This window comes from Kitasatospora sp. NPDC017646, assembly GCF_044329365.1.
Lineage (GTDB): Bacteria > Actinomycetota > Actinomycetes > Streptomycetales > Streptomycetaceae > Kitasatospora.
Window position 1 is genome coordinate 1 of the sequence record NZ_JBIRJC010000056.1, and the last position, 13,156, is coordinate 13,156.

Annotated in this window: 10 protein-coding genes and 2 pseudogenes; 6 read left to right on the forward strand and 6 right to left on the reverse strand. The window is 70.8% G+C overall.

Annotation, left to right across the window (positions count from 1 at the left end; all coding sequences use genetic code 11):
• Window positions 1–182 precede the first annotated feature (182 nt).
• The gene (locus ACH4J0_RS38770; RefSeq protein ID WP_396245899.1) at window positions 183–1,496 is read right to left on the reverse strand and encodes a TetR/AcrR family transcriptional regulator C-terminal domain-containing protein; all 1,314 of its coding nucleotides are present in this window, start codon (window positions 1,494–1,496) and stop codon (window positions 183–185) included.
• A 63-nt stretch (window positions 1,497–1,559) separates the two neighbouring features.
• Between ACH4J0_RS38770 and ACH4J0_RS38775 the strand changes: the two genes are divergently transcribed.
• Both ACH4J0_RS38775 and ACH4J0_RS38780 read left to right on the forward strand, forming a co-directional pair.
• The gene (locus ACH4J0_RS38775) at window positions 1,560–3,116 is read left to right on the forward strand and encodes a DHA2 family efflux MFS transporter permease subunit (RefSeq protein ID WP_396245900.1); all 1,557 of its coding nucleotides are present in this window, start codon (window positions 1,560–1,562) and stop codon (window positions 3,114–3,116) included.
• 47 nt (window positions 3,117–3,163) lie between these two features.
• Window positions 3,164–4,378 (forward strand): amidohydrolase family protein, encoded by a 1,215-nt coding sequence (locus ACH4J0_RS38780; RefSeq protein ID WP_396245901.1) that lies wholly within the window; start codon window positions 3,164–3,166, stop codon window positions 4,376–4,378.
• A 330-nt stretch (window positions 4,379–4,708) separates the two neighbouring features.
• On the opposite strand, the gene ACH4J0_RS38785 is transcribed toward ACH4J0_RS38780, so the two are convergent.
• Window positions 4,709–5,212: an alpha/beta fold hydrolase gene (locus ACH4J0_RS38785; protein WP_396245902.1), complete on the reverse strand. Its 504-nt coding sequence runs from the start codon at window positions 5,210–5,212 to the stop codon at window positions 4,709–4,711.
• A 174-nt stretch (window positions 5,213–5,386) separates the two neighbouring features.
• On the opposite strand from ACH4J0_RS38785, the gene ACH4J0_RS38790 reads away from it, so the two are divergent.
• On the forward strand, window positions 5,387–6,064 hold the full coding sequence (locus ACH4J0_RS38790; RefSeq protein ID WP_396245903.1) for a class I SAM-dependent methyltransferase: 678 nt from the start codon (window positions 5,387–5,389) through the stop codon (window positions 6,062–6,064).
• 837 nt (window positions 6,065–6,901) lie between these two features.
• A complete protein-coding gene (locus tag ACH4J0_RS38795) occupies window positions 6,902–8,251 on the forward strand; it encodes a DUF1254 domain-containing protein (RefSeq protein WP_396245904.1) in 1,350 nt (449 codons plus the stop codon).
• Between the two features lie 41 nt (window positions 8,252–8,292).
• On the opposite strand, the pseudogene ACH4J0_RS38800 reads toward ACH4J0_RS38795, so the two are convergent.
• A pseudogene (locus ACH4J0_RS38800) lies at window positions 8,293–8,968 on the reverse strand (SDR family NAD(P)-dependent oxidoreductase).
• Between the two features lie 41 nt (window positions 8,969–9,009).
• Between ACH4J0_RS38800 and ACH4J0_RS38805 the strand changes: the two are divergent.
• Window positions 9,010–9,954 (forward strand): LysR family transcriptional regulator, encoded by a 945-nt coding sequence (locus ACH4J0_RS38805; RefSeq protein ID WP_396245905.1) that lies wholly within the window; start codon window positions 9,010–9,012, stop codon window positions 9,952–9,954.
• Window positions 9,955–10,446: 492 nt separating this feature from the next.
• On the opposite strand, the gene ACH4J0_RS38810 is transcribed toward ACH4J0_RS38805, so the two are convergent.
• Window positions 10,447–10,887 carry a hypothetical protein gene (locus tag ACH4J0_RS38810; RefSeq protein WP_396245906.1) on the reverse strand — a complete coding sequence of 147 codons (441 nt, stop codon included), beginning with the start codon at window positions 10,885–10,887 and terminating at the stop codon, window positions 10,447–10,449.
• 31 nt (window positions 10,888–10,918) lie between these two features.
• Entirely contained in the window at window positions 10,919–11,935 is a 1,017-nt protein-coding gene (locus ACH4J0_RS38815) for a LysR family transcriptional regulator (protein ID WP_396245907.1), read from the reverse strand.
• Between the two features lie 81 nt (window positions 11,936–12,016).
• Between ACH4J0_RS38815 and ACH4J0_RS38820 the strand changes: the two genes are divergently transcribed.
• Window positions 12,017–12,889, forward strand: coding sequence for an alpha/beta fold hydrolase (locus tag ACH4J0_RS38820; protein WP_396245908.1), 873 nt, complete (start codon window positions 12,017–12,019; stop codon window positions 12,887–12,889).
• Window positions 12,890–12,948: 59 nt separating this feature from the next.
• Here the strand turns inward: ACH4J0_RS38820 and ACH4J0_RS38825 are convergent.
• Window positions 12,949–13,053: pseudogene (locus ACH4J0_RS38825) on the reverse strand (oxidoreductase); the annotation flags it as partial.
• Window positions 13,054–13,156 lie beyond the last annotated feature (103 nt).

Consider the following 13,156-nt stretch of genomic DNA (forward strand, 5'->3'; position numbering starts at 1 on the left):
GCCCTCCTGGCCACCTGGACCGGCGCCTGCTCCATATGCGGCCAACCCGCCCCGGAACCCGAACCACACCACCACACCTAACAAAGCCCTACTAGGTGTACTGCCCACGAGCGTTGTTGACATACGAGACGGGCGCCGACCGGGTGCAGGTGGCCGAGCTGGTGGTACGAGGATCTGGCGCGTCACGCGCTGGGGTGCGTGGCGAGGATGCCGTTGAGGAGCATGTCCACGCTCCAGCGCCGCCGCTCGGCGGGGGTGCCGGACAGGAGGTTGTCGCCCTGGGCGTGGACATGCGGGAAGCGGGCGGGAGGAGCGTTGGTGAGCGTGCGGCGCAGTTGGGCCCATTCCGTGTCGGCGGCGGAGTCCTGTCTGCGTGCGGCGTGTTCGGCGGCAGAGGCGGTGGCGCTCTGCAGCAGGATGTCGACGCCCCAGGCGGCCTGGAGGTCGGGGACGCCGCCTTCGGCGAGTAGGGCGAGGAGGGTGTCGAGCAGGGCGAGGTAGTTGTCGCCGCGGGGACGGGCGGTGAGCGCGGACATCGCGAGGGCGGGGTGGGCGAAGAGCACCCGTTCGTAGCTGGCGAGGACCGCATCCAGCCTGGTGCGCCAGTCGCCCTCGCCGGAGTGGGCGGCGGTCAGGTCTACGCGGCCCAGGAGGCGTTCCAGGATCGCTGCGTGGAGCTCGGCCGTGTTGGCGATGTAGACGTACAGGGAGGCCGGTCCGGTGTCCAGGGCCTGGGCAAGGCGGCGCATGGTGACGCGCTGCAGCCCCTCCTGCTCCATGACTGACACGGCGGTGTCGATGATGCCGGTGAGGGTGAGGGCGGGCTTGGCAGGGCGCTCGCGGCGGCTGTGAGGTGTCGGCATGCCCCTGACCTTATGCCCGAACGCGTTCGCCGCGAACATGTTCGTTAGGTCTCGGGTTCCCGGGCGGCGGTGATACCGGTCAGGATGACCTCCAGGGCCCACGAGGTGCGCTGCGCCGCGGTGCCTGCGAATAGCTCCTCGTTCAGCGCGCCGACGTGGGGGAAGCGCTCTTCGGCACCGGTCCTCGTAGGCGTTCCGGGCGCGACCGACGGGGTCGTGCCGGCCGCGCCGCCGGTCTGCTTCGGCGGCGATCGCGGTGACGTGGAGCACGAGGGTGTCGTAGCCCCAGGCGGCGCGCAGCGGGGACAGGCCCATGGCGCGCAGAGCGCCCAGGACGGTGTCGGTCAGTGCGATGGCGTTCTCGCCGTAGGGCAGGACGCCGGCCGCGAGGCCGGCGAGCCCGTCGTGCCGCAGCAGCACGTGCAGGTAGGAGCTGCAGACCGCCTCCAGCCGGACGCGAGGATCGTCGAGGCCGGGGTGGAGGTCGACGTCGGCCAGCACCCGGTCCAGGAGCAGCGCGTGCAGCTCCTGCACGGTGCGCCCGTAGGCGTACAGGGACGCGGGTCCGGTCTCCAGCTCTTTCGCCAGGCGGCGCACGATGACCGCGCCAACGAACTTGTTCGTGACGAACATGTTCGTTACGGTGAGGTGACCGTCCCTAGGAACCCGCTACCGCCTTGAACGGGGTGATTTGCCATGACGTCCCCCTCCTCCGGGCCCGGCCGCCGGGCCGCGACTGCAGACGCCATCGAAGTCCCCAAGAACGTCCGCCGGGTCCTGCTCGGCATCATGCTGGCCCTGCTGCTGTCCATGCTCGACGCGCTCGTCGTCGGCACCGCTATGCCTTCCGTCGTCGGCGACCTCGGCGGACTGAACCACATGTCGTGGGTGGTGACCGGCTACACCCTGGCCACCGCCTGCTCCACGCCGGTATGGGGCAAGCTCGGTGACCTGTTCAACCGCAAGGCCATGTTCCTCGCCTCGATCGTGCTGTTCCTGATCGCGTCGGTCCTGTGCGGCCTGGCGTCGTCGATGACCTGGCTGATCGTCTTCCGTGTCATCCAGGGCCTGGGAGCCGGCGGCATGGGCGCGGGCGCGTTCGCCCTGATAGGCGCGCTCCTGCCGCCGCGGGAACGGGGCCGCTACCAGGGCATGGTCGCCGCTGTCATGGCCATCGGCCAGCTCGGCGGCCCGCTGCTGGGCGGATTCGTCACCGGCCACCTCGGCTGGCGCTGGGCCTTCTACATCAACGTGCCCATCGGCCTGATCTGCGTCGCCTGGTGCTGGATCATGCTGCGCGTCCCAGCCGCCAAGCGGCAGGGCAAGGTCACCATGGACTGGTGGGGCATCACGTTCCTGACCGGCGCGATCTCCGCGGTCATCATGGCCGCGACCTGGGCGGGCAGCCCCTACGCCTGGGGCTCGTGGCAGATCATCACCCTCGCCGTCCTCGCCGTCGCCCTGCTGGCCGCATTCGTCCTCACCGAGCGCCGCGTCGCCGAGCCGCTGATGCCGCTGCGTATCTACAGCGGGCACCGCAACTTCCCGCTGTCCGCGGTCCTGCTCACTGTGACCGGTGTCGCCCTGTTCGGGGCCACCCTGTACCTGCCGCTGTACCAGCAGGTCGTGCAGGGCGCCTCGGCCTCCAGCTCGGGCCTGCTCCTGCTGCCGATGATGATCGGCACGCTGATCACCTCGAACATCGCGGGCAAGGTCATGACCGCCACCGGCCGATACAAGATTTTCCCGATCCTGGGATCAGTCTTCCTGGTCGTGGGGATGGGCCTGCTGTCCACGATGGGCACCGACACCTCGCGCTTCGCGACCTCGGCCTACATGGCGATCGTGGGCGCGGGCACCGGATTCACGCTGCAGATGTCCAACACCATCGCCCAGAACGCTGTCGAGCTGCGTGACATCGGCTCCGCCTCGGCCGCCACCAACCTCTTCCGCAACCTCGGCGGCTCACTCGGCATCGCCGTCTTCGCCTCCCTGTTCACCGGAGCCGTGGCCGGCGCCGGCCAGCAGCACGGCGAGGGCAGCCCGTCGGGCGCCACCGAGCACCTGTCCGCCGCCGCCCGCCAGACGTACATCAGCGACGTCGCGCACGCCATGCACCTGATCTTCCTCACCGGCGCGCTGATCGCACTCGCAGCCCTGGCGGCATCGGTGCTCATCAAGGAGGTCCCGCTGCGCGGCAATCCCGGCAGCGCCCCCGCCAAGCCCGCGGAGTCGGCCACCGCGGCCTCCTGACCACTGTCTCCCTCCCGGCTCGAACCTCTTCACAAAAGGACACACTTGTGAGCTTCGTCATCACCGGCGCCCGCGTTTTCGACGGGCAGCAGGACCTCGGCGTCACCGACGTGGTGGTCGACGGCACCACCATCGCCTCCGTCGGCGGCCCCGTCCCCGACGGCGCGGCAGTAGTCGACGGCTCCGGCGCGACACTGCTGCCCGGCCTCATCGACGCTCACGTGCACACCAGCAAGGACAGCCTCGCCCTCGCGCTGCGCTTCGGCGTCACCACCGAGCTGGAGATGCAGGGCTACTGGACGCCCGAACAGCGCACCGAGGTCAACGAGGACGACACCATCGCCGACGTGCGCTCCGCCCTGATCGCCCTGATGGCCAAAGGCGGCCACCCCAGCGAGCTGATGGAAGGGCTCGGCGAACACGACCCGGCGGCCGGCGAGCACAAAGGCTGGGAGATGCCCTCGGTCGCCACCCCCGACCAGGCTCGCGCCCACGTCCAGGCATTCGCCCAGGCCGGAGCCGACTACATCAAGGTCATGATCGAAGACGGCGCCATCATGGGCCACCCCGGGCTGCCCATGATCGACCCCGCCGCCATCAAGGCCGGCGTCGAGGAGGCGCACACGCTCGGCCTCAAGGTCATCGCCCACGCCATCACCTTGGACGCCACCCGCCAGGCCCTCGACGTCGGCGTCGACGGTCTCGCCCACCTCTTCATCGACCAGCGAGCCGACGAGGCCATCGTCCGTGCGCTCGCGGACGCCGACGTGTTCGTCGCCCCCTGCCTCGTCATCAGCGCCTCCCTGATGGGCCACAACGGCGCCCACCTCGCCGACGACCCCCGCGTCGCCCCCCGCCTCACCGACGAATGGGCCCAGACGCTCCGCGGCACGTTCAACACCTACCCGCAAGGCGACTTCCAGCACGTCCTCGACAGTGTCTCTGCCCTCCACCAGTCCAACGTCGACATCCTCGCCGGCACCGACTCCTCCGTCCCCGTTCCCACCCACGGAGGTGTCGCCCACGGCGTCAGCATTCACCACGAACTCGCCCTGCTCGTCCAGGCCGGGCTAACCCCCGCAGCGGCACTCACCGCTGCCACCGCCGTCCCCGCCCGCCGCTACACCCTCACCGACCGAGGCCGCATCGCCCCCGGACTGCGCGCCGACCTCCTTCTCGTCAACGGCGACCCCCAGGCCACCATCGACCACACCCTCGACATCAAGTCCATCTGGCGCCGCGGCACCCGCCTCACCACCTGAACCGCCCACGCGAGCGGTGCCGGGCCCGCCGGGGCCCGGCACCGCTCCCTCACCCCGGCCGTCCTGACCCGAACACGATGCCCGGTTCCGCTTCCTGGACCACCTGCTCGATGGCCGTGAGCATGCTCGTCGAGGCAGCCTATCGGCGCTGCTGCGGGCCGGGCGGTTCTCTCCGCCGGGTGTGGCCTTTTACTCCGTAAAGTCATCGGGTTCGGTATCTGTTCACGCAGCCAGAGAACCCGGGCCCCGGCGAGGCGTTCGCGTCGATCGCGCCGCCGGAGCTGGACGAGGGCTGAGCCGGTAGCGCGCCGGGAACCGCCGGAGGGTTGGTCAGCTCTGGGCGAGCCAGCGCGTGACGACGCCACCGAACCAGGCTGCGTCGTCCAGCCAGGGGTGGTGCCCAGCCCCGGGCTGGACGACGAGTTGCACCCAGCCGTCGGCGAACAGCTCGCTGAGCTGCTTCGCGAGCATCGGGCTGGGACTGAAGTCGAGCTCCCCGACCAAAATCAGGACCGGGATCTCGAGCCCCGCGATCGCGGCCTTCGTCGCGTCGGGGTCGAACGCGCCCTCGGCGTAGTGCGCCGCGCGGGCGTCACCGTTGAGCTGCGTGGCGCGCCTGGCATGGTGCTCCTGCGCGATCTCGTCCCACCGGCCGTACCAGAACGGGCCCGCCAGGGCGGCGTCCTCGTCGGACCCCTCATCGGCCCAGTCCCTGCGGAACGGGCCAATCGCCCCGTCGTACCAGGGTTCGTCCTTCCGCAGCGAGGTCGCGGCTTCGCGGCTGTCGACTCTGCCGGCATTGACCTGGTGGTCGATCAGTGGAGAAGTACGCACGCTGTTTTCAGGTCGGCGCCCCTGGGCGCGGTAGCCGGGTGGACGTGTTGACAGCGTGGCTAGGTTTGGATCATGAGCGAACGCGGGGCGGACGGCAGCGCGGGGGACGCGGACTACGGCGAGGTAGGCGGCGGCTACGCCACCTACCGGCAGCCGGACGCAAGGATCGAGCAGGTGATCACCGCCGCCTTGGGTGGGGCGCGCACGGTGATCAACGTCGGGGCCGGGGCAGGGTCGTACGAGTCCCCGACGCTGGAGGTGACGGCAGTGGAGCCGTCGGCGACGATGCGCGCCCAGCGGCCCGCGCACCTGGCGCCCGCCGTCGACGGCGTCGCCGAGCACCTGCCGTTCGGCGACGATTCGTTCGACGCCGCGATGACCACCTTCAGCGTGCACCAGTGGAGCGACTACAGGGCCGGGCTACGCGAGATGCGCCGAGTGGCGCGGGGCCCTGCGGTCGTGCTGACCTGCGACCCCGATCTCGTGCGGGGCTTCTGGCTGTACGAGTACGCTCCGGAGGTGTTGGACACCGAGGCGCGCCGCTATCCGGCGATCGCGGATTTGACCGAGGCCCTCGGTGGACATACGACGGTGACCCTGGTGCCGATACCCGTCGACTGCACCGACGGCTTCAACGAGGCGTACTACGCGCGGCCCGAGATGCTGCTCGACCCCGGTGCCCGGCAGGCGTGCTCGGCGTGGAGCTTCGTCGACGAGCGGGCGCGCGAACGGTTCGCCGCGGATCTGCGGGGCGACCTGGACAGCGGAGCTTGGGACGCCCGGTTCGGCGCCCTGCGGCAGCAACCTTTCTATGAAGGCTCGTTGGTTGTGATCCGGTCCGTTCCGGTCTGATTCCTGCTCACGGCGCTCTGGCCTGACGGCCTTGAGGGGAATGGGAGCGGGCCTGGTCGGCCGTGACATCAGTAGGGCTACCGGTGGGGCGAGTTGTGAAGCTGACGTGGGCCCTGCGGTGCGTTCCCATCCTGCCCTGTCCGGTGTCTCGCCCGTACATTTCGGCGACTTGATCGAAGAGTTCGTTCATCCATGGGAAGCCGCCGGTGAGTCCGTGCTCCGAGCGGAACGCGGCGGGCCCCGGCGGCGGGCCGCCGGGGCCGGACGCAAGCCGAAGCTGGTCTTCGTCGTGAAGTTCCATCCCGCGGCCGGGCACCTGGAGACTGGGACTGTGCTCCCGGAGCAAGAAGTCACAGGTGGGAACGAACAGCAACATGAGTAAGCGGTACACGGCGGAGTTCAAGCGGGACGCGATCGCCCTCGTGCGCTCGTCTCCGCATCGGAACGTCACCGGGATCGCCCGGGAGCTGGGGGTTTGCCCGTTCCGCGACACGGGTGCGACGAACACCTGCGCGCCGAGAGGCCGCCCCGGGCCGGGAAGGTGCTCCCGGCGGCCCCGGCTCTCCGGCTGCGTCGACGGGGATGAGGGGGCAGGATGGTCGCAAGGACGGACCCACGCGGCCGCGTCATGGACCAGTCGAAAGCCTCCACGTCGAGCGAAGTGGTGTCGATATGGCCGAATCATCACGGGGCCCTGCCTGGCGGCGGATCTCCGAGGACGTAGCCGGCGCAGCCGTCACGGTGGCACGGGCGGCCGGGCGTGCGGCGCTTCACCCACGGTCGACGATCGATCGCGCACGCCACCTGCCCGAGATGGCGCCCGTGCTCGGTCAGGCGGTGAAACCGATCCTGACCGGGCGAGTGGACGACTGGCGCAGCGAGTACGCCTACACACTCGGTGAGCAGGCGTTCGTCTACGGGTTTCCGTACATCTACAACGCCCAGCTGCGCCACGACTGGGTGACACAGCCGCGGAACCCGTCGACGATCCCCTACGCGCCCGTCAACCACTTCTGGCACGCCGAGCAACTCATCGACGCGACCTACCGCGACGGAGGCTGCCCCAGCAACGACACCCTGTACTCGGCGGCCTGGGTGAACCTGGGCGACGAGCCGGTCATCCTCTCCCATCCGGACATGGGCGACCGGTACTTCACCTTCGAGCTGGTCGGAATCTCGTCCGACAACTTCGACTACGTCGGTCAACGCACCACCGGGTCCGGCGGTGGAAGCTTCGCCCTCGTCGGCCCGCGCTGGGAGGGAGAGCTTCCCTCCGGAGTGAGGCGGCTGAAGCAGGCTCCCAGCCCCTGGATCCTCGTCCTCGGCCGCACCCTCGTCAACGGCCCGGACGACGTGCCACGGGTCAGGGAATGCCAGGAGCAGTACCGCCTCACCCCGCTCAGCCTGTTCGGCGAACCGGACGCGGCAGTCCCCGAAAGCAGGGACGTCCTGACCCCGGTCCCGGCGGCGGAGGATCCCCTGGGCCCGTGGAAGACCCTGAACGCGATGCTTGCCGAGAACCCTCCGCCGGCCCACCACGACGTCCTGCTCCAGCAGTTCGCCCAGATCGGTATCGGCCCCGGCCTCGACGTCGAAGCACAGCCCGACGTGGTCAAACGCAGCCTGGTCAGGGCCGCCGCCGTCGGCGTGCCCCTGCTCAGGCAGCAGATCCTCAGCGGTGACTGGGCCCGCCACGTCAACGGCTGGCGCTACCCGCCCCCGCAGATGGGACGCTTCGGCGACGACTTCCTCAAACGCGCCGCCGACCAGGCACTGGTCGGCATTGCCGCCAACGATCCCGCCGAAGCGGTCTACTTGTTCAACTTCGAGGACGCCGACGGCAACAAGCTGGCCTGCGACGGCCAGTACCACCTGCACTTCGCCGTCGACGGGCTGCCGCCGGTCGACGCCTTCTGGTCGCTGACCGCCTACCGGGAGGACATGAACCTCATCGCCAACCCGGCCGACCGTTACTCGATCGGTGACCGAACCACCGGTCTGCGGCGGGACGCGGACGGCGGGCTGACCATCCGGCTTCAGAGTGAGCCGCCCCAGCAGGACGGGGAGAGCAACTGGCTGCCCACAGCGAAGGACGGCACCTGGTTCGTCGTCCTCCGCATGTACCGGCCCCGCCCCGAGGTGCTCGACGCGACGTGGGAGTGCCCTCCGCTGACCCGCGTCACCTGACGAACAGGGCATCCCGCCCGATGGGCGGTCGAGGCCGGGGCTCACCAGGGAATCGGCCCGTCCTCGGTCAGAAAGGCGCCCGTCGGGCCGTCCTCGCCCACGGTCGCCAGGTCAACCACCACGGCCGCGCCCTCCTCCGCCGTGCGTATCCCGGTGCGGCGGTTGAGGTCGGTCGCGCAGTAGCCGGGACTCACCGCATTGACCAGGATCCCTTCGGCGCGCAGTTCGTTGGCGTAGAGCACGGTGACCGCGTTCAGCGCGCTCTTCGAGGTGCAGTAAGGGAGGAGAATCGAGTAGTAGGCGGACCACGGGCTGCCCGGGTCGGCCAGGTGGGTGAGGGAGCCGAGATTGGTCTCGTAGACCTGCCGGACGGTGGCGGCCGGGGTTTCACTCGGTCGTTGCGGTCCGGCGGCGATCGCGGCGTTGTTGACGAGGATGTCGAGGCGGCCGAACGTGGCGTCGATGTGCCGGGCGGCGGCCTGGACCGAGATCTCGTCGGTGACGTCCAGCGGTACGGACCGTACGTCGGCGCCGTCGGCCAAGCTCCTCGGCTGCCGCCTCGCCACGCTCGGCGTTGCGGGCGCCGATCAGCACGGTGATGCCGAGGGCGGCGAGCCTGCGCGCCGTTTCCTTGCCGATGCCCTTGTTCGCGCCGGTGATCAGAGCAGTCTTCTGCGAAGTCGTCATGGCACCCAGCCTCCCCTGGCCCATGGGCATCAGGGAAAGACCGGAAGGCTCTGGACCTATAGTCCACGGATATGAGTGAGCTAGAGGTGCGGGAGCTGAGGTACTTCATCGCGGTCGCCGAGGAACTGAACTTCGGTCGGGCCGCGCAGCGCCTGGGGATGGCGCAGCCCCCGCTGTCGAAGGCGATCGCCCAGATGGAGTCCCGGCTCGATGTACGCCTGCTGGAGCGCACCACTCGGCAGGTGAGGCTGACCAAGGCCGGCCAGGTGCTGCTCGACCAGGCCCGGATCGCGGTCGACGCGGTGCACGCGGCGGCCCGGCGTGCGCGCCGGGCCGGTCAGCCGACACCCCGGCTCGTCGTGGCGGTCAAGCCGGAAGGCGATGCCGGGCTGCTGCGGGAGATCCTCGCCGCCTACCGGGGAACGGGTTCACATCTGCCGCCGCCCGAAGTCGTCGTCGGCGGCAGCGGAGAGCCGATCGCCATGCTGCGGGACGGCCGTGCCGACGTAGCGCTGCTGCGCAGCCCGTTCGACGGTCAAGGGCTGGATTCCCAGACGCTCCTGGTCGAGCCGCGACTGGCCGTTCTCCCCGCCGCGCACCGCCTGGCCGGACACCGGCGACTGCGGCTGACCGACCTCAAGGGCGAACCGATCCCCCGCTGGAAGGGCGCCGCCCCCTCCGCCACCGCCTACTCCACAGGATGCGACGGAGCGGAAACAGGCGATGGCCACACAGGCTTGGCGCCGGCCGACATTCCTGAGGGGCCGCTCGTGGCCAGCGTCGAGCAACTCCTGGAAGTCGCGCTGGGCCAGGCGGTGGCGTTCCTGTCGCTCTCCACCACCAAGCGGCACCAGCGCCCCGACATCGCGTACCGGCCGGTCACCGGCCTCAGCCCCAGCGTGGTCATGGTCGCCTGGCCGGAGACCTCGCGATCCGCAGTCGTCGCCGCCTTCGTCCAAGCCGCCCACGACGTCGCCGCCCACCACCCCGACCACATGACCGCACTGGCCTACTGACCGGAGGCACTCGCCACAGGGACGACCGGACCCGGGACCGGCGGCGAGGGTGCGGTCCTTGCGTGGAAGGTCCTTCCCGGCGTCGGGCGCGGGGCGTCAGGTCGGCCAGTGGTACTCGGCGAGGCGGCCGCCGCGGACGGCACGGAAATAAGTCCCACGCTGACGGGGTGGTGTCCGTGGGGTGCCCTCATCGGACACGCGTCTGGTCCGGCGGCGGAATCGATCCCAGCGACGCTGCCGAGCGCCGGGTCACCCGGCCCGCTCCGACCGGGAGCCGACCGACCGGACGGTGCACTGGTGTGGCCGGGCCTACCCCGGCCACACCCGGGCCGGGTACCCGCCGTCGCCGTGGTCGTCACCGACGCCGGACCGGTCCCGCCGGCCGGCTCTGGACGAACCCCCCGTTCCGGGGCCCGGCCGAACTGCATCTGCCCGCCGGTCAGGCCGCCGGCCGGGACGTGGCGGAGGGACGGGCGGCCTGCGGTGGGCGGTTCAAGGGGTGGGGCGCAAGTCGTCCTGGTCCTTGAGGGCGGTGACCTGGTCGCCGTCGGCGGCGTACGAGACCACGCCGCTCCATCGACCGTCCCTGCCGCGCCGCCACTCGGTGAGCAGGCCGGGCAGCCAGCGGCCGTTCTCGTGGACCAGGCAGGGTTTGGCGGTGCGGGACGGCCGGTAGGCGGGGAAGCAGGGGATGCAGGCGCCGCGGCCCTGGGCCATGGCGTCGGCGAGTGCGGTACGGGTGGGCTGGTGAACGTCCCGGCCGAAGCGGGCGGCGCGGGCCTGGCCGTCGGCGAGGGCTTCGCAGGCGACAGTCCGGTGGAAGACGGAGCCGCCGCGGGTGATCCAGACGTTGGCGGTGAGCCCGTGCGGCACCGGCTTGCAGTGTCCGCACTGGCCGACTATGAGTCCGTGGTCACAGCGCTCGTCGGTCATCCCGGCATCGTGCCCCGGAAACGGCCGACCGTCAATGACGGGCCGTCAGTCCACCGTCCCGCGTCGGTGCCAGTCGGCGGGGGTGGCGGTGAGGCAGGCGGGTAGATGCGTGCCCGTCGGGGAGTTGAGGCAACCGGCGATCGAGCGCGGCACGGACCTCGGGGCAGTTCCTGCGGACGCAGTCGAGGAAGGCACCCAGCACGGGCGAGCGGTCCCGGTCGGCGAAGGACAGGACCAGGTCGGGAAGCGCCGTGCGCGGGGTCACTTCACAGAACCAGATCCCCGGGCGCGGGGCCGACATCATGCGAGAAGGCCCGAGGCCCACGCCGACCCCGCAGGCGGCCAGGCCGATGATCGTGTGCACGTCCCTGGCGATGGCCGCACGGTCCAGTGCGGCGGCGTCCCCGTCCAGCAGGGTGCGCAACCCCGCGGCGACCGCGGGCTCGTCCTCTCCGGCGGCCACGATCAGCGGCTGCCGCCGCAACTGATCCACGCTCACCGACGCCAGACCCGCGTAGGGATGCGCGCTGCCGACGACGGCGATCAGACGGTCGTGCCCTACCGGGACGGACACCAGGTGCTCGGCCCCCGCCCCGCGTGGCGGTCCCAGGGTGACGGCCACGTCCAGTTCTCCGGCGATGAGTGCGGTGGCGCTGCGGCCGGATGCCATCTCGTGCAGCTCCAGCCGTACATCGGGCCGCTCGCGGCCGAACCGGCTCAGAACGTCCGGCAGCGGGTCGAGCAGCGCGGAGGCCACGAACCCCAGGCGCAGCCGGCCCGTCTCGCCGCGCGCAGCCCGGCCCGCGTCGACCATGGCCGCCGTCATCTCCTCCAGGGCCCGCCGCGCCCGGGCGAGGAACGCCTCGCCCGCGGCGGTCGGGAACACGCCGTGGCGCGTGCGGTCGAACAGCCGGGCCCCGGTCTCGCGCTCCAGGTCGGCGATCTGTTTGGACAGCGGAGGCTGCGCGATGCCCAGCGCTCGGGCAGCCCGGCCGAAGTGTCCGTGTTCGGCGAGAGCGACCGCATACCGAAGATGCCGCGCCTCCACGACCGCCCTCCCATACACAAAAAGTATCGTCAACCAGTGTGTCATCTCTTCCCCTGGATGGCGCTGCCGTCGCCGTCTGGAATGGGAGCCGTGACACCCTCTCTGAACACCGCGAACACCGATCTGCACAACACCGTCTTCGTACTCGTCCACGGCGCCTGGCACGGCTCGTGGCAGTGGTCGGCGACGCAGCGCGCACTCTCCGGCCTCGGTGCCGCGAGTGTGGCCGTCGACCTGCCCGGGCACGGCTTCGACGCTCCCCTGCCCAGTGGGTACCTGCTGCCTGGTCGGCCGGGACTGCTGACCGAGAGGTCGCAGCTCGCCGAGGTGACGATGGACGACTGCGCCGATGCCGTCCTGGACACACTGCGCCGGGTCCGCCGTTACGGCCGTGTGGTGCTCGTCGCCCACAGCGCGGGCGGCGGCCCCGCGTCGCTGGCCGCAGAGCGCGAGCCCGAGCTGGTCGACCGCATCGTCTACCTCTCCGCGTTCGTCCCCGCCGGCCGCGCCCGGTTCATCGACTACCTCGGCGCCCCCGAGAACGCCACCGCACGGGGTCAGGGCCTCAACCTCGGTGATCCCGAGGCACTTGGCGCCGTACGGATCGACCCGCTTTCGCCGGACCCCGCCTATGTCGAGGAGTTGCGGCAGACCCACTACCACGACACGCCCGCCGACCGCTTCGACCGTTGGCGCTCCGCGCTCAGTCCAGACCTGCCGCTGGCCGTACCGGCGACCCCTGTCATCCTGACCGGGGCGCGGTGGGGGCGTATCCCGCGCACCTTTCTGCGCTGTGCGGAGGACCGGGCGCTGCCGCCGGCCGCACAGGATCTGATGATCGCGGAGGCCGACCGGGCCATGCCGGGCGAGCCGTTCACCGTCCGCACCCTGCCGGGCAGCCACAGCCCGTTCGCCGCCCGGCCGCAGGAACTCGCCGAGGCCCTTGTCCGGTGAACGGCGGCCGGGCCCCATACCGCTGATCTGGATCAGGCGTTGCCGTTGAGCATCGCGTTGACGAGCTCTGCAGCGTAGCTGTCGGCGAGGGCGTCCATCGCGGCTTTGGTGGCGAAGTAGGGCGCCAGGAACGGAGGATGGCCACCGCGGGTCGAGGAGGACCCGGTCCGGCAGCATGCTCGCGGCTGCACGCCCGAGTCCCGCGCGGCCCTCCGCAGCGGCGTCCCCGGTCTTCGCCACGACTGCACCGTTCCGCGTGGACTTCGC

Bases quoted from the DNA above. Each gene is read 5' to 3' on its own strand.
- ACH4J0_RS38770 (WP_396245899.1), bottom strand. From the start codon at position 1,496: ATGTTCGTCACGAACAAGTTCGTTGGCGCGGTCATCGTGCGCCGCCTG.
- ACH4J0_RS38775 (WP_396245900.1), top strand. From the start codon at position 1,560: ATGACGTCCCCCTCCTCCGGGCCCGGCCGCCGGGCCGCGACTGCAGAC.
- ACH4J0_RS38805 (WP_396245905.1), top strand. From the start codon at position 9,010: ATGAGTGAGCTAGAGGTGCGGGAGCTGAGGTACTTCATCGCGGTCGCC.
- ACH4J0_RS38810 (WP_396245906.1), bottom strand. From the start codon at position 10,887: ATGACCGACGAGCGCTGTGACCACGGACTCATAGTCGGCCAGTGCGGA.
- ACH4J0_RS38820 (WP_396245908.1), top strand. From the start codon at position 12,017: ATGGGAGCCGTGACACCCTCTCTGAACACCGCGAACACCGATCTGCAC.